This is a genomic window from Caulobacter sp. FV2ps19 (assembly GCF_058681035.1).
Map to the genome: position 1 here is coordinate 2,166,047 of NZ_CM178729.1, position 19,430 is coordinate 2,185,476.

At 65.7% G+C, this 19,430-nt stretch carries 16 protein-coding genes and 1 pseudogene; 12 read left to right on the forward strand and 5 right to left on the reverse strand.

Annotated elements, in window-relative coordinates:
• The first annotated feature begins 25 nt into the window (after positions 1-25).
• From mgtE to ACW18B_RS10425, 3 genes are all read left to right on the forward strand, one after another.
• Positions 26-1,480 (forward strand): magnesium transporter, encoded by a 1,455-nt coding sequence (gene mgtE / locus ACW18B_RS10415; RefSeq protein WP_492046969.1) that lies wholly within the window; start codon positions 26-28, stop codon positions 1,478-1,480.
• A gap of 102 nt (positions 1,481-1,582) precedes the next feature.
• A complete protein-coding gene (spmX, locus tag ACW18B_RS10420) occupies positions 1,583-2,863 on the forward strand; it encodes a lysozyme-family localization factor SpmX (protein ID WP_492046970.1) in 1,281 nt (426 codons plus the stop codon).
• 79 nt (positions 2,864-2,942) lie between these two features.
• Positions 2,943-4,097: an isovaleryl-CoA dehydrogenase gene (locus ACW18B_RS10425; RefSeq protein ID WP_492046972.1), complete on the forward strand. Its 1,155-nt coding sequence runs from the start codon at positions 2,943-2,945 to the stop codon at positions 4,095-4,097.
• Between the two features lie 115 nt (positions 4,098-4,212).
• On the opposite strand, the pseudogene ACW18B_RS10430 reads toward ACW18B_RS10425, so the two are convergent.
• Positions 4,213-4,298: pseudogene (locus ACW18B_RS10430) on the reverse strand (hypothetical protein).
• 402 nt (positions 4,299-4,700) lie between these two features.
• On the opposite strand from ACW18B_RS10430, the gene ACW18B_RS10435 reads away from it, so the two are divergent.
• Positions 4,701-5,477, forward strand: coding sequence for a methyltransferase domain-containing protein (locus tag ACW18B_RS10435; RefSeq protein WP_492046973.1), 777 nt, complete (start codon positions 4,701-4,703; stop codon positions 5,475-5,477).
• Here the strand turns inward: ACW18B_RS10435 and ACW18B_RS10440 are convergent.
• The gene (locus ACW18B_RS10440) at positions 5,443-7,233 is read right to left on the reverse strand and encodes a patatin-like phospholipase family protein (protein ID WP_492046974.1); all 1,791 of its coding nucleotides are present in this window, start codon (positions 7,231-7,233) and stop codon (positions 5,443-5,445) included. The two genes, ACW18B_RS10435 and ACW18B_RS10440, sit on opposite strands and share 35 nt — an antisense overlap.
• Positions 7,234-7,404: 171 nt before the next feature.
• Here ACW18B_RS10440 and ACW18B_RS10445 point away from each other — a divergent pair, with 171 nt between their 5' ends.
• The 5 genes from ACW18B_RS10445 to ACW18B_RS10465 are packed head-to-tail and all read left to right on the forward strand — an operon-like array spanning position 7,405 to position 13,688.
• Entirely contained in the window at positions 7,405-8,997 is a 1,593-nt protein-coding gene (locus ACW18B_RS10445; RefSeq protein ID WP_492046975.1) for a carboxyl transferase domain-containing protein, read from the forward strand.
• A 2-nt stretch (positions 8,998-8,999) separates the two neighbouring features.
• Complete coding sequence (locus ACW18B_RS10450; protein ID WP_492046976.1) at positions 9,000-9,542, forward strand: GNAT family N-acetyltransferase; 543 nt, start codon at positions 9,000-9,002, stop codon at positions 9,540-9,542.
• Positions 9,539-10,378 carry an enoyl-CoA hydratase-related protein gene (locus ACW18B_RS10455; protein ID WP_492046978.1) on the forward strand — a complete coding sequence of 280 codons (840 nt, stop codon included), beginning with the start codon at positions 9,539-9,541 and terminating at the stop codon, positions 10,376-10,378. Before ACW18B_RS10450 ends, ACW18B_RS10455 begins: the two co-directional genes overlap by 4 nt.
• 37 nt (positions 10,379-10,415) lie before the next feature.
• A complete protein-coding gene (locus ACW18B_RS10460) occupies positions 10,416-11,717 on the forward strand; it encodes a DUF3667 domain-containing protein (protein WP_492046979.1) in 1,302 nt (433 codons plus the stop codon).
• Between the two features lie 9 nt (positions 11,718-11,726).
• On the forward strand, positions 11,727-13,688 hold the full coding sequence (locus ACW18B_RS10465; RefSeq protein ID WP_492046981.1) for an acetyl/propionyl/methylcrotonyl-CoA carboxylase subunit alpha: 1,962 nt from the start codon (positions 11,727-11,729) through the stop codon (positions 13,686-13,688).
• A 19-nt stretch (positions 13,689-13,707) separates the two neighbouring features.
• Here ACW18B_RS10465 and ACW18B_RS10470 read toward each other — a convergent pair whose 3' ends face one another.
• Positions 13,708-14,907: a cation:proton antiporter gene (locus tag ACW18B_RS10470; RefSeq protein WP_492046982.1), complete on the reverse strand. Its 1,200-nt coding sequence runs from the start codon at positions 14,905-14,907 to the stop codon at positions 13,708-13,710.
• A gap of 146 nt (positions 14,908-15,053) precedes the next feature.
• Between ACW18B_RS10470 and ACW18B_RS10475 the strand changes: the two genes are divergently transcribed.
• A complete protein-coding gene (locus tag ACW18B_RS10475; protein WP_492046983.1) occupies positions 15,054-15,452 on the forward strand; it encodes a DUF1489 family protein in 399 nt (132 codons plus the stop codon).
• A gap of 1 nt (position 15,453) precedes the next feature.
• Here ACW18B_RS10475 and panC read toward each other — a convergent pair whose 3' ends face one another.
• Positions 15,454-16,314: a pantoate--beta-alanine ligase gene (gene panC / locus ACW18B_RS10480; protein ID WP_492046984.1), complete on the reverse strand. Its 861-nt coding sequence runs from the start codon at positions 16,312-16,314 to the stop codon at positions 15,454-15,456.
• Positions 16,315-16,514: 200 nt separating this feature from the next.
• Between panC and mipZ the strand changes: the two genes are divergently transcribed.
• Together mipZ and ACW18B_RS10490 are read left to right on the forward strand one after the other, a co-directional pair.
• Positions 16,515-17,351, forward strand: coding sequence for a division plane-positioning ATPase MipZ (gene mipZ / locus ACW18B_RS10485; protein WP_492046985.1), 837 nt, complete (start codon positions 16,515-16,517; stop codon positions 17,349-17,351).
• A gap of 38 nt (positions 17,352-17,389) precedes the next feature.
• The gene (locus tag ACW18B_RS10490) at positions 17,390-17,815 is read left to right on the forward strand and encodes a J domain-containing protein (RefSeq protein WP_492046987.1); all 426 of its coding nucleotides are present in this window, start codon (positions 17,390-17,392) and stop codon (positions 17,813-17,815) included.
• Between the two features lie 127 nt (positions 17,816-17,942).
• Here ACW18B_RS10490 and ACW18B_RS10495 read toward each other — a convergent pair whose 3' ends face one another.
• On the reverse strand, positions 17,943-19,238 hold the full coding sequence (locus ACW18B_RS10495; protein ID WP_492046988.1) for a serine hydrolase: 1,296 nt from the start codon (positions 19,236-19,238) through the stop codon (positions 17,943-17,945).
• Between the last annotated feature and the right edge of the window lie 192 nt (positions 19,239-19,430).

A 19,430-nucleotide genomic window follows, 5' to 3' on the forward strand; every position in this document is an offset into this window, starting at 1 on the left:
CGCTCTCGAAGCTCAGGAGGCCCCCATGACCCGGGACATCGCCGAACTGACCGATGAAGCGCTGGACGACGTTTCGATCCCTATGCCGACCATTCCCGAGGATCTCGAAGACCTCGCCCTGGGCGACGACTACGCGCTCAATCCTGAATATGTCGAGATGGTCATCGACGCCGCCGACAGCGGCAAGACCGAGCGCCTGCGCGAGCTGGTCGGGGCGCTTGATCCCGCCGACGTCGCCGACCTGATGGGCTTTCTGTCCTCGGCCTATCGCGAGGAGGTGATCCCGCTTCTCGACCCCGAGGCCCTGGGCGAAATTCTCGCCGAGCTTGACGAGAATCTCCGCGAAGAGGTGCTGGAGGCCACGCCGTCGGTCGCTCTGGCGCGGGCTCTGGAAGAGCTCGACACCGACGACGCCGCCGACGTCATCGACGACCTCGACGACGCCAAGCGCTATCAGGTGCTGGCGGCCATGGGCGAGATCGACCGCGCGGCCATCGAGACCACCCTTTCTTACGAAGACGAAACCGCCGGCCGCCTGATGCAGCGTGAGTTCCTGGCGGCGCCGGAATTCTGGAGCGTCGGCCACACCATCGACCACGTGCGCGAGGCCGGCGACTCCCTGCCCGAGCTGTTTTTCGACGTCTATGTGGTGGATCCCACCTACAAGCCCGTCGGCGCCATCCCGGTCAGCCTGTTGCTGCGCAGCCGTCGTGAGACGCCGCTGAGCGACCTGATGGAAGCCGTCACCGAAATCCCGGTCGAGATGGGGCAGGGCGAGGTCGCCTACATCTTCGACAAATATCACCTGATCAGCGCCCCCGTCGTCGAGTCCGGCGGCCGGTTGGTGGGCCAGATCACGGTGGATGACATCGTTGAGGTCATTCGTGACGAGGCGGAGGCCGACATCCTGGCCCTCGCCGGCGTGTCGGACGCGGGGCGTGACGCCAGCGTGGTGGACATCGTCAAGGCGCGTCTGCCGTGGCTGCTGCTCAACCTTGTCACCGCCACGGTCGCGGTCAGCGGCGTGGCGGTGTTCCAGGCCGAGATCGCCAAGCTGGTGGCCCTGGCCATCCTGATGCCGATCGTCTCGTCGCTGGGCGGCAATGCCGGCACCCAGACCCTGGCCGTGGCCGTGCGCGCCCTGGCCAGCAAGGAGCTGACCACGGCCAATGCCCGCCGCATCATTTTGCGCGAACTGTCAGTGGGCCTGGTCAATGGCCTGACGCTTGCGTTGGTGATGGGCGGGGCCACCTACTTGATCTTCGGTCCCGAGGATCATCATGGCAAACTCGCGATCATTGTGAGCTTGGCCCTGGTCACCAACATCGTCACGGCGGCCGTCGGGGGCATACTGGCCCCGCTGGCCCTGGAAAAGATGGGACGTGATCCTGCAGTCTCGTCCTCGATCTTTGTCACCTTCCTGACGGATTTTACGGGGTTTTTCGCGGTCCTGCTGATCGCGGCCCTGCTGCTCCAGTAGAAAAACGGTTCTCCCGTCACGGGAACAACCAAAGCGGCCCCTATCTTGCGGAGAGGTAGAGCAACGCATCCGCGTCTGTCTCAAACTGGGTCATTGTAGGCGATGAAACCGCGTCATCAGGTCTCCCGCGCCGCCGTCGATCTCATCAAGAGATTCGAAGGCTACCGAATGAAGGCTGCTCAGCTGCCCGATGGTCGCTGGACAATCGGCTACGGCCATACGCTCACCGCCCGCGGGGGGGCGACTGTCTCGGAAAAGGACGCCGAGGCGCTTCTGCTCTACGATCTCATCTCGGTGGCCCATGCGGTCAACGAGCAGACCTACGCGCCGCTGAATCAAAATCAGTTCGATGCGCTGGTCTGTTTCGCCTTCAATATCGGCCTGGAGAACTTCTCGCGTTCTGGCGTTCTGCGCCGGATCAATGAAGGCTCGCTGTTGCAGGCCGCCTGCGCGATGGAGATGTGGCGCAAGGCCGACTTCGAAGGCGAGCGGATCGTCATCGACGCCCTGGTTCGCCGTCGCTCCGCCGAGAAGGCCTTGTTCCTGACCCCGGCCGACGGCGTGTGGATCGCCTCACCCAGCCCGATCCTGCGTCCCAAGGTCGACTACGACGCCAGTTGCGCCGTGCCCAAGCAAACGCCCGCCGCCGTCACCGCAAGGTTCGAGGGCGATCGGGCGGTGGTGGAACGCGAAGACGCCGCGCCCCTGGCCGTGGTGGTTCCCGACGAAGAGGAACCGACCGCCAGCGAACAGGCCGCCGCCGCTGTCGGTGCGCGTCTGGAAGCCATATTGCCTGACGCCCCGGCCGCGCCGATGGCGACGCCGGAGCCCAGGGCTCAGCCCGTCAGCCGCGACGATCTTGGGCTTCCTGAGCCGCCGGTCCCCGCCGCCGCACCGCCTGCTGCGGTCCTCTATGAGGAGCCCGAAGCGCCGGCGGCGCCGACGCCGTTCAAGCTGACCCCGGAAGCCGATTTCTCGATCGCGCCGCCGCCGGTGACCGAGGTCGAGGCGTTTGCGCCGCCGGCTGCCGCCGCCGAGCCTACCCTGTTTGAGACCACCACGCGCACGTCGCCCTCGGTGTTCAACCTGGATGGCTTCTCGACCAGCGAAGATGTGGCGCTCAGCGCCATGGACGTGCCGTTCGCTGAGCCTGAAGCGCCGCGTTTCGGCAATCTCAGCCTTCTGGTCAGCCTGGGCGTGCTGGGTCTGGCGATGTTCGGGGGTGGCGTTCTTTGGATCCTCACCGTGGCCTCGGGCCCGGGCTTCTCGCAGATCAAGATGTTCGGCTACGGCGCCAGCATGGTTGGGGCGATCTGTTTCGTGGTTTCGGCCTATCTCCTGCTGCGCAAGCTGGCCGGCCCGGACGTCGACGACGAAGACTAATCTCCGCCCACGAAGCGGTAAGAGCATGAACGCCCGCAGGTCTCGTTGACCCGCGGGCGTTTGTGCTATGCGGATGGGCATGATGACAAATTCCGCACCCTCGATGGACTTCGCGTTGGGCGAAACAGCCGACGCGATCCGCGACACCACAGCCCGCTTTGCGGCGGACAAGATCGCGCCGATCGCGGCGCACATCGATGAAACCAATACCTTCCCTCGCGAGCTCTGGATCCCGATGGGCGACCTTGGCCTGCATGGCATTACCGTGGAGGAAGAGTTCGGCGGGCTGGGTCTGGGCTATCTGGAACACGTCATCGCGATGGAGGAGATCTCCCGGGCCTCCGCCTCCGTGGGGTTGTCGTACGGCGCGCACTCCAATCTCTGCGTCAACCAGATCCGGCGCTGGGGCAGCCCGGAGCAGAAGCAGCGCTATCTGCCCAAGCTGATCAGCGGCGAGCATGTCGGCTCGCTGGCCATGAGCGAGGCCGGTTCGGGCTCGGACGTGGTTTCGATGAAGCTCCGGGCCGAGTTGAAGGGCGACCGCTATGTGCTGAACGGCACGAAGTTCTGGATCACCAACGCCCCCCATGCCGACACCCTGGTGGTCTATGCCAAGACCAGTGATCGGGGCATCACCGCCTTCCTGATCGAGAAGGGCATGAAGGGCTTCAGCGTCAGCAAGAAGCTGGACAAGATGGGCATGCGCGGGTCCGACACCGCCGAGCTGGTCTTCGAGGACTGCGAGGTTCCCGAAGAGAACGTCATGGGCCCCGTCGGCGGCGGGGTCGGGGTGCTGATGAGCGGGCTGGACTATGAGCGCGCGGTGCTCAGCGCCGGTCCGCTGGGTCTGATGCAGGCCTGCCTGGACGTGGTCTTGCCCTATGTTCGCGAGCGCAAGCAGTTCGGCCAAGCCATTGGCTCGTTCCAGTTGATGCAGGGCAAGGTGGCCGACATGTACGTGGCCCTCAACTCGGCTCGGGCCTATGTCTACGCGGTGGCGCGGGCCTGCGACGCGGGCAAGACCACGCGGTTCGATGCGGCGGGCGCGATCCTGCTGGCTTCCGAGAACGCGGTGAACACCTGCCTTGAGGCCATCCAGGCCCTGGGCGGCGCGGGCTACACCAAGGAGTGGCCGGTCGAGCGCTTCCTGCGCGACGCCAAGCTCTATGACATCGGCGCCGGCACCAACGAAATCCGCCGCTTTCTGATCGGCCGCGAACTGGTCGGCGGCTAGATCTTCACGCCGAGTCTTCAGGCATGAAAAAGGGCCGTTCCGGTTTCCCGGAACGGCCCTCCATCGTCGTAGCCGCGGTGCGCGGGTGACTAGAACCTCAAGCGATTCAACGCCTCTAGGCGGATACCTCGATCTTCAGGCTCCAGGTCACGATGCGCGACCTCGGTTGGAGACAATGAGACACTGGTCACCTCCTTTCAGATGTTGAACAACACAAGGAGAGTATGAGCGCGAATTTGGCGATCAGGGAAGCGCTATTCGCGCGACGGCTTGTCGCAGCGTGTTTGCCTGTTTTCAGGACGCCAGAAGCCGGATTCCCGTCAGAACGACCGCCCAGATCAGCATTGTCGCCGCGATCATCATCGGGCGAGGCAGGTCGAGTCTGTAGGAGGGGGGCGGCAACATATCGGCCGCATCGTCGTGTCGATCAACGACCACCGTAAACTTGGCGGGCCGAGCCATGGGCAAGCGTCCTTCCCTAAAGGCCTCTCTGACGGAAACCTGACTTAACTGTAGGGTGAATCGCAGTTTAATAAAGAGCGTTGTTTCAACGGGCTTCGGCCCGTCAAACGCCAAGTGTGGCGCCGGGGTCGAGGTGAAGTCATGCCGGTTTGGGATCCCGACCTTTATGCGCTGTATCGCACCTACAGAGAGCGGCCTGCGCTCGATCTCCTGACCGCGCTACCGCGGGATTTGGCGCCGCGCGAAATCTGGGATCTGGGCTGCGGGCTGGGCGAACAGGCGGCGCTGCTGGCGGCGCGTCATCCGCAGGCGAAGGTGCACGGCCTTGATTCCAGTCCGGAGATGCTTGAGCGCGCCAGGGGACTGGGCGCGCCCGTGGACTGGATTTTGGGGGAGATCGCCAGCTTCTCGCCGGATCGACCCGTTGATCTGCTGTACACAAACGCCGCTCTGCAATGGGTCGATGATCACCCGGCCCTGTTTCCGGGTCTGGTCGAAGCCCTGGCGCCGCGCGGCGTTCTGGCCTGTCAAATGCCGGTCGTCGCCGACGCGGCCTGGCGCAGGAGTTTGAGCGAAATCGTTGCGACGGGGCCCTGGGCCCGACGACTCGCTGCGGTTGAAGGCGTTCGACCGACCCATGATGCGCGCGACTATTACGACTGGCTGGCGCCGCTCTGTCCCGAGATCGATATCTGGACGACCACCTATCTGCACGCGCTCTACGGCCAGGATCCGATCGTCGACTGGACCATGGGAACCACCCTGCGGCCATTTCTGGAGGCCCTGGAGGATGCGTCGGAGCGGACGGCGTTTCTTGAGGCCTGGCGCGAGCGACTGGCGCGGGACTATCCGCGACGGTCCGACGGCGTGACGCTGTTTCCGTTCAGCCGGATGTTCTTGATCGCGCGGCGGGGCTGAGAGCAGCGCGGGCGCGTTCGGCCAGGCTGGGGCGGCGGCGCAGGTCGGTCACCGGCCGGTCCAGACCATCCAGGGCGATGGCGGCGGCGATCTTGCCGGCGTGAACGGCCGGCGTGAAAGCCCGCCAGTCGCGGATATCGATCTTGTCCAGCTTCGGCGTGATCAGGACGTCGGTCGCCTCGCGGCTTGCGGTCAGATCGCGTCCTGTCGACACCGTGGCGGCCCGCATGAGCAAGGCGACGATCGGCGGCCCCTTGCGCCATTCGCCAGACCAGAACCATCGCCAGAGTGACGGCGGCGGAACGACATCCTCGTCGGTGATGCTGCGGCCGCGCGTGACATCCACCCCGACGATCGGGCCCAGCTGGAAGGCGCGCATGACGTCGGCCGGAAAGTTCTTCATCACGGCCCCGTCCACCAGAACCGCGCCGTCCAGACAAACCGGCGGCAGCACGCCGGGCAGAGAGATCGAAGCGCGCAGGGCGTCATGCAGGGCGCCGCCGCGATGCAGGTGATAGGCGCCGGATGTCAGGTTCGAGGACACGCAGAAGAACGGCAGCCAAAGGTCGTTGATCTGGATGTCGCCAAAATGCTCCTGTAGCCGCGCCTTGACCTTGTCGCCGCGGGTCATGGCCACCATCGGAAAGGCGATGTCGTCCAGCGGGCTGGAGTCGACAAAGGCCTTGCGAATACGGACCTCCATTTCACCGTCGTCCCAGCCCATGGCCAGGCCGGCGGCGACCACGGCGCCCATCGAGGCGCCGCCGACGAAGTCGATCGGAATGCCGCGTTCCCGCATCGCCTCGATCGCGCCGACGTGGGCATAGGCCCGGGCGCCGCCGCCGGACAGGACCAGGCCCACCGATTGGCCGGTCAGCACCCGCGCCAGGCGTTCGATGTCGGCCATGCCGTTCTCGCGCAGATGGAACAGTCGCGCCGCGCGGGTGGCGGTCATCCAGGCGTCAGAACCCTGGGGTTGTTTCAGGTTGGCCGACTGCAGCAGGATCAGGTCCACAAGTCGCTGGGCCTGCAAGGGTCCCGAAGCATAGGAGGGAATAACCGCCGGCGGCGTGCGCTCGCCCCGGCCCATCCGGAACAGGCGATCGACCTGACGCCCTACCACATGCTTCCAACTCGTCTCGTCGGCTTCGGCGACATACAGGATGAAGTCATGGGCGCGTTCAACGTTGGTGAACCACTCCGTGGGCGCCAGCAGGGATTCGCCGCCTTCGACCGTGACCGAGTAGCCCAGGGTCTCCATGCAATGGGCTAGGCGTTCGACGACTGGGCGGATCGCCGGACCCGGTTCCACGGCGATGAATCCGAAGACTGAGGGATCTCCCAGCGCCGCATGGGTCTGGGCCTGGCGTGCGCGCCGGATCATCAACCGCGACAGTTCCAGCATGACCGTCGGATCGCGTTCGGCGGCGGCCAGAAATTGGGCGCGGGGCAGGGAGAGCAACTCGCTGTCGCGCAGGGCGACGACGTTGGCCGAGTGGGGCGTGCCACCGATCATAGCCATCTCACCAGCGGGCTCGCCCGGCCGGATTACGCCCAGAAACTGCGGCTCTTGGCCTTCATCGCGGCGGAAGGCGCCCAGGCGACCGGTATGTAGAAAATACAGATGCTCTGCGTCCTCGCCGGGCGCATAGAGCGTGGCGCCGCCAGGCAGCGAGAACCAGGCGGCCGTTCCATCACGGCGCTCTTGGGCGAAAAGGCGCGCCAGGGCCGAGTCGTCGAAGGGGTGTTGAGTCATTCCCACAGTGGGACGCTAGCGTGAATGCCAAGGCTTGACCACCAGCCCCGGATCGGTCCGATTACCCCTTGCTGGAAGCTGGGTTTGTGGCGGTTTTTCGCAAGTTTTTGCTAGGATGCGGGCGGAAATACCCGTCTTTCAGGTTTGAATGGAAAAGGTTATGCCTCGCCAATGCCGAAGCTGAAATCCGTTATTGATCCCTCCAGCGAGACCTTCGTCCGCAACGCCGTCCGCAATCGCGCCCTCGTCGAGGAATTGCGCGAGAAGGTCGCTCAGGCCGCGCTCGGCGGTTCGGAATCCACCCGTCAGCGCCATGTGGCGCGCGGCAAGCTGTTGCCGCGCGAACGGGTCGAGCGGCTGCTGGATCCGGGTTCGCCGTTCCTGGAGATCGGCCAGTTGGCCGCCTGCGATCTCTATAGTGGCGAAGCGCCGGGCGCGGGCGTGATCACCGGCATTGGCCGGGTTTCAGGTCGCGAGGTGATGATCGTCGCCAATGACGCCACCGTGAAAGGCGGCGCCTATTTCCCGATGACGGTAAAGAAGCACCTGCGAGCCCAGGAAATCGCGGCCCAGAACCGCCTGCCGTGCGTCTATCTGGTCGATAGCGGCGGCGCGAACCTGCCGCATCAGGCCGAGGTCTTCCCAGACCGCGATCACTTTGGCCGCATCTTCTTCAACCAGGCCCGGATGAGCGCGGCGGGCATCGCCCAGATCGCCTGCGTCATGGGCTCGTGCACCGCCGGCGGCGCCTATGTGCCGGCGATGAGTGACGAGACCGTCATCGTTCGCGATCAGGGCACCATTTTTCTGGCCGGTCCGCCGCTGGTGAAGGCCGCCACGGGCGAGATCATCTCCGCCGAGGAACTGGGCGGCGCCGACACCCATGGTCGCCGATCAGGCGTGGTCGATCACGTGGCCAATGACGACGAGCACGCGCTGGAGATCGTCCGGTCGATCGTCGCCAACCTCAACACCACCAAACCCGCCGAACTTGTGGTCACCGACTCCAAGCCCCCGCTGTTCGACGCCGAAGAGCTGTACGGTATCGTGCCGAGCGATGTGCGCGCACCCTATGACGTGCGCGAGGTCATCGCCCGCATCGTCGACGACAGCGCGTTCGATGAGTTCAAGGCGCTGTACGGCACGACCCTGGTCTGTGGCTTCGCCCGCATCTGGGGCATGCCGGTGGCGATCCTGGCCAATAACGGCGTGCTGTTTTCCGAGAGCGCCGTGAAGGGCGCGCACTTCATAGAACTGGCCTGCAAGCGCAAGATTCCCTTGATCTTTTTGCAGAATATCTCGGGCTTCATGGTCGGCGGAAAATACGAGGCCGGCGGCATCGCCAAGGACGGCGCCAAGCTGGTCACGGCGGTCGCCTCGGCCGAGGTGCCCAAGTTCACCGTGCTGATCGGCGGCAGCTTCGGGGCCGGCAACTACGGCATGTGCGGCCGCGCCTACAGCCCGCGCTTTCTGTTCACCTGGCCCAACAGCCGCATCTCGGTGATGGGCGGCGAGCAGGCGGCCAGCGTGCTGGCGACGGTCCACCGCGACGCCGCCTCCTGGAGCGAAGCGGAGGCCGAGGCCTTCAAGGCGCCGATCCGCCAGAAGTACGAGGACGAGGGCAACCCCTACCACGCCACCGCGCGACTGTGGGATGACGGGGTCATTGATCCGGCGCAAACCCGGGATGTCCTGGGTCTGGCCATATCAGCCAGCCTGAACGCCCCGATTCCGGAGACGACGTTCGGCGTCTTCCGGATGTAACCATGCTGACGCCGCCGCATCCTCGTCTGTTGCCCTGGACCGAGGCGCTTTTCCCGGCCTGGGAGGCGCTGAACCAGGATCCGCTGGTCGTCCATTGGCTGGGCGGCGCGATGAGCCGCGCGCAAAGTCGGGAAACTTTCGATCGCGTGGCTTCGGGGCTGACAGACAACGGCTGGGGCGTTTGGGCGGTGTTGGATGAGGTCGGAGAGCCCGTGGGCGCGGCGGGGCTGCATGCCCTGGACGGCGCCCTGGGTTTCGAAGGCGTCGAGGCGATGTGGCGGCTGCGTTCGGACGCCGTGGGGCGGGGGCTAGTGTCCGGCGTCATGCCCTCAATCCTCACGGACGGCTTTGCGCGCTTGCCGATCGGCGAGATATTGGCCTTTACGGCGCGCTCGAACGTTCGATCCCAGGCGGTGATGCGGCGTCTGGATTTTACCCGCGACGAGAACCGAGATTTCGATCATCCGGGCTTGGCTGACGACCATCCGCTACGACCGCATGTGATGTACTGTTGCTCCAGAGTTCAAGAAGGCCAACCCCAATGACCAATCCGATCGCCGACCCGCTCGTCGAAGTTCCCGACACCGAGACCATGAGCCCGCTGGTTCATATGGACAGCACGCCCGAGGGCGCGGTGACCGTGTGGATCAACCGTCCGGAAAAGAAGAACGCCTTCGACGCCGAGACCATCGCCGCCCTGCGTCAGGCTTTCGAAACCCTCCACGGCGCCGAGGGCGTGCGCGTGGTGTTCCTGCGCGGCGTGGGCGGAGGGTTCAGCGCCGGCGCCGACCTGGAATGGATGGCCAGCGCGGTGGACGCCGGTGAGGATGATAATCGGGCGGACGCCCTGGAGCTGGCCCACATGCTCAAGGCCCTGCACGACGTGCCGGCCCTGACCGTGGCCCTGGTCGAGGGCGGCGCGTTCGGCGGCGGCGCCGGTCTGGTCGCCGCCTGCGATCACGCCCTGGCGACGGCCGACGCGACGTTCAGCTTCTCCGAGGTCAAGCTGGGTCTCACCCCGGCGACGATCAGCCCCTATGTCATCGCGGCCCTGGGTCCGCGCACGGCCAAGCTGCTGTTCGCCACCGGCCGGGTGTTCGACGCCGACGCCGCCTGGAGCTACGGCCTGGTCGACGAGGTGTTCGATGATGTCGCCGGTCTTGAAGTGGCTCGGGACGCGCTGATCGAGGAAATGGTCGCCTGCGCGCCTGGCGCGATCGGCGACGCCAAGGCCCTGGTCAACGACTTCGCCAGCGAGAAAATCGATCGCGGCCTGATCGAAGAGACCGCAAAGCGTATCGCGCGCCGCCGTGTGTCCGCTGAAGGCCAAGAAGGCGTGCGCGCTTTCCTCGCGCGTCGTAAACCCGCCTGGTCGATCTAAAGCGATTCACGACACGAATTCAGGGGCCGGGGGCGGTATGACGGGTGAACTCGAAGCGGCGGCGGCGGACTCCATCACGGGAGTCTTCCGGCCCAGAAGGAAGAAGCCTTTCGACAAGCCGGGCCAGCCCTGCGCCAACTGCGGCACGCCGCTGGAGGGCTGGTACTGCCATTCGTGCGGTCAGAACGCCGACACGCATCACCGCTCGATCCTGCACCTGATCTGGGAAGCCATCGAGGGGATGTTCCACCTCGATGGCCGCTTGGCCAAGACCCTGCCCCTTCTGCTGTTCAAGCCCGGTGTGCTGGCCAAGGACTATATGGAAGGCCGGATCGCGCGGCACGTGCCGCCGTTTCGCACCTTCCTGGTGGCCCTGCTGCTGTTCATCTTCGCTGCCGAGCACGCGATCCATAAGATCAAGCACCACCAGGAGATCGAGGCCGAGCACCGCGCCGCCGAGTTGGCCACGCCTGAGGGCCGCGCCAAGGAAGCCGGTATACGGCGCGCCGAGGCGGTCGAAGTGCGCGACGAGTCCTTGAAGGAGGCCGCGAGCGAGCGTGACGAAGCGCTGAAGGATCCCGATCAAGACAAGGCCGAGGTGGCCGCGAGCTATGCCGAGGATGTCCAGAAGATCCGTGACCGCTATGCGGCGAAGCTCGCCAGGGCCGACGCTATCGAAAAGGATCCCAAGGTCGCGCAGGAACTCGGGCACAAGCTGACGGGCAAGGCGGCCGCCGACAAGATCCGCAGCTTGTCATTTGAGGACGGGCCCGACGCCTTGGGAGCCCAGGCCCAGGCCATGGCCGAAGACAGTCCGCACGGCAGACCAGTAACCAAGCCCTCCGTGACCTATTCCGAAACCAAGGCGCACTCCAACACCACCGTCAATTTCCAGAGCTCGGTGGTCAGCGGCAACTGGTTCAAGGAGCGCACGGCCAAGGCCATCGAGAATCCGGACTACTATCTGCTGGTGATGTTCGGCTGGGCCCACCGCCTGGCGGTGCTGCTGCTGCCGATCATCGGCCTGAGCCTGGCGTTTGTTTATCTGAACAAGCGCCAGTACTTCATCTATGACCACCTGCTGGTGGCCACCAACCTGCTGTCGTTCTCGTTCCTGGCAAACGCCTTGGGCCTGATTCTGCCACACGCCGTGCAGGCGGGCTATTTCGGCATCGTGTCGCTGTGGGTGCCGATCAATCTCTTCCAGACCCTGCGCGGCGGTTACGGCTCCAGCATTTTTGGCGCGCTGCTCAAGACCCTCATCGTCTGGATCATGAGCGCCATGGCCTTCGGGATGCTGGTGGTCGGCTTGATGGTTTTCACTCTTTCCCAAATGTAGGCCCAGCCCTTGATCTCCTCCGTTCTCATCGCCAACCGGGGTGAAATCGCCCGCAGGATCATCCGCACCGCCAAGGCGTTGGGCGTGCGGACCATCGCGGTCTATTCCGAGGCCGACGCCGATGCGCCGTTCGTGATGGAAGCCGACGCCGCCATCCTGATCGGCGCGGCCCCGGCCCGGGAGAGCTATCTGGTTCCGGAGAAGATCCTGGCGGCCGCCAGGCAGATGGGAGCGGCCGCCATCCACCCCGGTTACGGCTTCCTGTCGGAAAACGCTGACTTCGCCCAGGCAGTGCTGGACGCAGGTCTGGTCTGGATCGGCCCGCCGCCCTCGGCGATCCGCGCCATGGGTCTGAAGGACGCGGCCAAAAAGCTGATGATCGCGGCCGGCGTACCGACCACCCCGGGCTATCTGGGCGAGGACCAGTCGGTCGAACGCCTGACCCAGGAAGCGGCCGCCATAGGCTACCCCGTGCTGATCAAGGCCGTGGCGGGCGGCGGCGGCAAGGGCATGCGCAGGGTCGACAAGGCGGCGGACTTCGCCGAGGCCATGGCCTCGTGCCGGCGCGAGGCTTCGGCCAGCTTCGGCAATGATTTGGTCTTGCTGGAAAAGTACGTCACCCGTCCGCGCCACATCGAAGTTCAGGTGTTCGGCGACAGCTTGGGCAATGTAGTTCACCTGTTCGAGCGCGACTGTTCGCTGCAGCGTCGCCATCAAAAGGTGATCGAGGAGGCGCCCGCCCCCGGCATGGACGAGGCCACACGTCAGGCCGTCTGCGCCGCCGCCGTCAAGGCGGCCAAGGCCGTGAACTATGTCGGGGCCGGCACGGTGGAGTTCATCGCCGACGCCAGCGAGGGCCTGCGCGCCGATCGCATCTGGTTCATGGAGATGAACACCCGGCTGCAGGTCGAACATCCCGTCACCGAGATGGTCACCGGCCAGGATCTGGTCGAGTGGCAGCTGCGGGTGGCTTCGGGCGAACCCCTGCCGCTGGAGCAGGACGAGATCGAACTGGACGGCTGGGCCATGGAGGCGCGCCTCTATGCCGAGAACCCGGTCACCGGCTTCCTGCCCAGCACCGGCAAGCTGAAGCACTTCCGCCTGCCCGAGGGCGATGTGCGCGTCGACAGCGCGGTGGAGGAGGGCGGCGAGGTCACGGCCTTCTACGACCCGATGATCGCCAAGCTGATCGCCCACGGCGCTGACCGCGAAGACGCCGCCGCCCGTCTGGCCGAGGCCTGCGGCCTGGTCGAGGTGTGGCCGGTCAAAACCAACGCCGCTTTCCTGGCCAAATGCGCCAGCCATCCGGACTTCGTCGAAGGCCGGATCGACACCGGCTTCATCGAAGCGCGGCTGGATGAGCTGGTCGAGCGCACCTTTTCAGACGCCCCGACCCTGGCCGCCATCGGCCAGCGCCTGGAGGCCTTCATGGAGGCCGACCAGCCCAAGGCCGATCCGTTCGCGAGCGCGCCGTCACGGCTGTTGGGCTTCCGCCTGAACGCCCCGCGCGCGGTCATGGACTTGCCGATGCGGGTCGACGGCCAGAAGGTCCCGCTTCGGGTCGCCCTGGTCGGCGCCGGGGCCGAGGACTGGTCGTGGGATATCACGGTCGAGGACGGCCGGGCGCTGGACGATGTCGATGTGCTGCCCGGCGTGCATGGCGAGGAGCCGCTGCGGGTCTTCGAGGGCGGCGACGTGCAGGTCTTCGATTTTATCTACCAGGCCGGCGGCGCCCACACTGCGACGTCGGACGGCGCGATCCTGTCGCCGATGCCGGGCAAGATCGTCTCGGTGGCGGTGGAGGCCGGCCAGGCGGTGGTCAGGGGCCAGACCCTGTTGACCCTCGAGGCCATGAAGATGGAGCACGCCCTGGCCGCGCCGTTCGACGGCGTGGTGTCTGAACTTTCGGCCGTGGCCGGCGGTCAGGTCAGCGAGGGCGTGGTGCTGGCGCGGCTGGAGCCGGCGGCCTGAACCGCCGGCTCCCCGAACGCTAGCGGGCCTTGGACGTCAGGCTCGCAAGTCTCTTCAGCTTGGGTGTGACCAGGGGAATGGTCAACATCGTGCTGCCGACCGCCATCAACAGCAGAACTGTGAAGGTTTCTTGGGTGATGATCTGCTTATCCAGCAGGATATTGGCGAAGATGATCATGATCAGGGCCTTGGTCTGCAACAGCCAGCCGATGATCGAGGCCTCGCCCTTGTTCCATTTGAGAATCTTGCCGGCCAGGTGGACCCCGCCCAGCTTGCCGGCGACCGAGGCCGCCAGCAGCAGGGCCGCGGCGCCAAACACCGCCAGTCCGCCCACGTCCCATTGCGTGCGCAGGCCGGTGCTGAGGAAGAACACCGGCATGATCGCCAGCAGGATGTGATTGCGGAACAGGTCCATCTGCTTGCGGTCAAACCAGCACGAGTCGAGCACCGCGCCCGACAGGAACGCGCCGACCATGAAGTGCAACCCGGCCCAGTCAGCCGCGAAGCCGCAGGCCGCCAGCCAGATCAGCCCGACGTACCAGCGGTCCCTTTCGGGAATGCGGGCCATCAGCTTGCGCAGCAGGAAACTGGCCAGCGCGAAGGCGACCAGGAACCCGGCTTGCCGACCCACCCGGTTCCAGTCCAGCAGGATCAGGGCCAGGACGCCCCAGATGGCCACGTCGTCGAGGCTGGCATAGCGCAGGATCCGCTGGCCCAGCGGCTGGCGCAGGATCTCCAGCTTTTCCATGAACAGCACCAGGATGGGCAGGGCGGTGACCGCGCAGGCCATGCCGATGCCCAGCACCACCTGCCACGGCGCGCCGTCAGGGCCGATCCAGCCCTTGAACTGCAGCATCACCAAGGCCGCGAGGCTGCCGAGGGTCAGGGGAACCAGCAGGGCCAGGCCGGCCGTGACGCCGGTCTCCCGGCGAAACTGCCAGGCCTGTTTCAGGTCAAGCTCGATACCCGCCACCCAGACGAACAGCATCACCGCCCACCAGGCGACGCCATTGAGGGCGCCGATCACCGGTTGGCTGAAGACGAAGGCGTAATAGTCGGGAAAGGCCGCGCCCAGAACCCCCGGACCAAGAATGATGCCGCCGATGATCTGCACGACCACCAGCGGGGCGTAATATTCGGTGCGAAACAGCCGCCATACCAGGTAGGGTGCGGCGAAAATGATCAGCATCGCGATCAGAAAGACTTCAGACGTACTCATCGCCGCGTGCACGATGTTTTCCCCACCCATTTTGCAACTCGAGTAACATGGGCGCCGAAAGCGTGGCAACCGGCATTGGCAACGCTGTCATTGGGTCGGAACGCCAGGCTCTTTCCCCAAGGCGGCGGTCCGGCTAAGGACGGCCCATGGCTCTGCACATCATCAAGCTGGTTGTCGGCTGCGACACGATCGACGACCTGCTGGCCTGGCACACGGCCGGCGAGCCCTGGATCATGCATACCCGCATGACGCCCAAGCGCATCGACGAGGTGCTGGACGGCGGCTCGCTGTATCGGGTGTTCAAAGGGCAGGTTCTGTGTCGCCAGAAGATCCTGGCGATCGACACCGTCGGCGAGGGCGCGGCCAAGCGCTGCGAGGTGACGGTCGATCCGCCGATCATCCGCGTGGTTCCGCAGCCGCGCCGGGCCTTCCAGGGCTGGCGCTATCTGCCGGCCGAAGACGCCCCGGCCGACCTGACCGAAAGCGAGGCGGCCGAGATGCCGCAGGATCTGGCCCGACAGCTGCGCGAACTTGGGGCCTGGTAAGCTAGACGGCCATGTTGTCGATCAGCCGGGTCTTGCCGAGCCAGGCGGCGACCAGGATGCGACCCTGGGCGGCGCCGATCGGACCAGGGCCCAGCTTCGACAGGTCTGACGCCTCGCGCACCTCCAGATAGTCGATCTGACCAAAGCCGGCTGCGCTCAGGGCGGCCTTGCCGGCGGCCTCGGCCTCGTCGATCCGGCCGCCATTTGCCACGGCCCGTGCCGCCGTGCGCAGGGCCTCGGGCAGGGCGACAGCTCGGGCGCGCTCGTCGCTGCTCAGATAGGCGTTGCGCGAGGAGAGAGCCAGACCGTCCTCCGCGCGCGCCGTGGGTGCGGCGATGATCTCCACCGGCAGGTCCAGGTCGCGCACAAGGCGCTGGATGACCTGCAGTTGCTGATAGTCCTTTTCGCCGAACACGGCGTAGTCCGCCTGGCTCTGGATCAGCAGCTTGGCGACCACGGTGGCGACGCCGCTGAAGAACCGGGGCCTGGCCTCGCCTTCCAGAGGGGCGGACACGCCAGAAACCGTGATCGCGGTCGAGAAGCCCGGCGCATACATTTCGTCGACTGAGGGTGCGAACATCAGGTCGCAGCCCACGGAGGCCAGCGCTTCGGCGTCGATGGCCTCGCCGCGCGGATAGGCGTCGAAATCCTCATGCGGCGCGAACTGGGTGGGATTGACGAAGACGCTGGCCACGGTGCGCCGCGCTCTGCCCTGGCCCAGCTTGATCAGGGTCAGGTGTCCGGCGTGCAGCGCGCCCATGGTGGGGATCAGGGCGACGGAGTCTCCGGCGGCTTTCCAGGCGGCGACCTGGGCGCGCAGATCGGCGACGGTGCGGACGATGACGGGGGAAGCTTGGGGCATCGGCGGCCTCTTGTACAAACAGGCGTGGCTTATGGCTGAGCGGCGCGGCGACGTCCACCGCGCCGCCAGGGTGCGGATGATCTTTGCCCCCTGCGACAAAACGGCCTGTGGAACAAAGCGATGACCGCTCGGCGCGGTTATCTCCGTCGTGTTAACTTTTCAGTGACCGTGCGAGTCGCGGTGTGAGATGGAGCGAGCACATGGCTGAAACGCGCGTGATCGTGGTCGGCAACGAGAAGGGCGGGGCGGGTAAGTCCACCATCGCTGTGCACCTCGTTACGGCCCTGCTTTACGGTGGCGCCAAGGTTGCGGTCATTGACCTCGACCTGCGTCAGTGCACCTCCATGCGCTTCTTCGAGAACCGCCGCGCCTGGCTGGAGGGCAAGAAGCTGTCCTTGCCGGAGCCGCTGCAACTTCGCCTGAGCGAGGACGATATCGCTCTGGCCACGGCGTCGGACGCTGAGCAGGTCGAGCACTTCGAGCGGGCCTTCGCCCGGGGTCTTGAAGAGGCAGACTTCGTCCTGATCGACACGCCCGGCGGTGACACCGCCATCTCGCGCCTGGCCCATGGCAGGGCCGACCTGATTGTCACGCCGATGAACGACAGCTTCGTCGACTTCGACATGCTGGGTCACGTCGATCCCGTGACCATGGAGCTGACGACGCCCAGCCTCTATTCGCAGGCCGTCTGGGAAGCCCGCAAGGCGCGGGCCATGAGCGGCCAGCGCCAGGCTCTGGACTGGGTGGTGCTGCGCAACCGCCTGGCCACCACCGAAGCCCGTAACCGCAAGCGCCTGGAAGATCGCCTCACCGCGCTGGCCAAGCGTGTTGGCTTCCGCATGGGCCCGGGTCTGCGCGACCGCGTGATCTATCGCGAACTGTTCCCGTTCGGCCTGACCATCGCCGACCTGTCGCCCCAGGTTCGTCCCGTGCCGGTCTCGCTCCAGCATCTGGCGGCGCGTCAGGAGCTACGCGCCCTGATGCATTCGCTTGGTCTTTCGGCCTATTCCGGGGAAACTCTGCTCGCCGCCCAATAGGGTCCTCTCCGGGACCTTCGGGCGCTTCCGGAAACGCGATGATCTATCTGTTGCTTGGCGCGGCCGTTCTGGCCCTGGTGTTCTGGGGCGGAAAGCGTCCGCTCGTGAAGGGCGAAGGCTGGCGTGTCGGCGCCGGCGTCGTGGCCTTGGCCGCGTTTGCAGGCGCCGCCTACACCACGCTTCGTGGCGGTTGGGGCGCTGGCATTGTCCTGGGCGTCGTGGGCTTATGGAGCGCTTCCGAGGCGCGCCGTCGGGATGGAACGCGCAACGCCGCCACGCCATCCGTCTCTGGACCCAGCATGACTGAGGCGCGCTCGATCCTGGGTGTCGGCCCCGAGGCCACGGCCGACGAGATCCGGTCGGCCCATGCGCGCCTGATTCGCCTGGCTCATCCCGACAAGGGCGGCACGACGGGTTTGGCGGCCCAACTCAATGCGGCGCGTGATCGGCTGCTGAAGCGCTAAAGTATCGTGCGGAAAAGTGGACGCCGATTTTCCGAAAAAACGATGCGAAAACAAAAGCCTAGAGTAAGAAAAAGCCCGGGGCGCCGTACGCCCCGGGCTCGATCCGAACTCTTGAGACGCGCTGCGGTTAGCGCGGCGACAGCACCATGCAGGGCTGGCGCTTGGCGGTGATCGCGGCGCAGGCGCTGCGGGCGGCTTCCGCCGTCAGGCCCTGGAACTGGGCGCGGAAGGCGCCGCCGGCGGCGCCCTCGACCGCGCCTTCGGCGTCGCTCACGAACTTGGCGAAACGGCCGCGAACGATCGACAGTTGTTTGGTGGCCAACCCCTTGGACTTGAAGGCGCCGACCTGCACGGACCACTCGCCCTTGGGCTTCCTGGCCTTGGCCTGGGCGGCTTTGAGGGTGGGCGAGACCTTGACCGGCGCGGGGTTGGGCTTGTCGGTAAGGACGATCTGCAGACCCGCCTGATCGCCATCGCCCTGTTCAATCGACGGGCGCATGATCTGTCCGCTCGGCTCGTCTTCATACAGATTGGCGGCGATGGTGGTGCGGTCGCCATGCGAACGGCGCTTCATCACCTCAAAGCCCGTCAGCAGCAGGTCTTCCATATTGTTGTCGCGCCAGGCGGTCGACGAGCCGCCCAGGACCACGGCGATCAGGCGCCGACCGTCGCGCACGGCCGAGCCGGCGAGGTTGTAGCCCGAGGCATTGGTGTAGCCCGTCTTCAGGCCGTCAAAACCGTCCATGCTGTCGAGCAGACGGTTGTGGCCCCGGACATAGTTGCCGCGGAAGGTGAAGCCCTTGATGCTGAAATAGCTGTAGTACTGCGGGAAGTCGCGCATCGTCGCGCGCGACAGGATGGCCAGATCCCGAGCGGTGCTGATCTGACGGCTGTCGGGCAGACCCGAGGCGTTCACGAACCGGCTGTTGCGCATGCCCAGTTCCTGGCCGCGCAGGGTCATCAGGGCGGCGAATCGCTGCTCGCTGCCGCCCAGCTTTTCGGCCAGGGCGACCGCGACGTCATTGGCGGACTTCACCGTGATGGAGCGGATCGCCTCGTCCACAGACAGGCTGTCACCAGCCGGAAGGCCCAGCTTGGTTGGCGTCTGGGCGGCGGCGCGGGGGGACATGACGACACGGTCGGTCAGCTTCATCCGGCCTTCGCTCAATGCCTCAAAGGCAAGATAGAGCGTCATGACCTTGGTCACCGAGGCAGGGTAGCGGGGGCTGTCAGCCCTTTTGTCGTAAAGGACTTCGCCCGAATTGGCGTCGATCACGATGGCCGCGTATTTGGGCTCGGTCGTGTTCAGTTGCAGATACGGCACCTGGGCCGCCGCGGTACTGGGCGCGATACCGGCGAGAGACGACAGCGCGAGACCGAGGGCGACGAGCAAGGGACGGGCGGATCGAAGCTTGGCGAACATGAATGTGCGTCCGTCATGTTTGAACTGAGCGGTTCCGCACCGCCACACGCGTGATCCTAGCATGACCTGACCCGCCTTTAGCCAAAGTAAACAACCGGTGAGCGATCTTGTCGCGATTGCGGAAAAATCATGCGCGTTGCCCGTCCGCTGCAGCTTGCCCTAGGGTCATGGTGCGCTGCACAAATTTCTTGA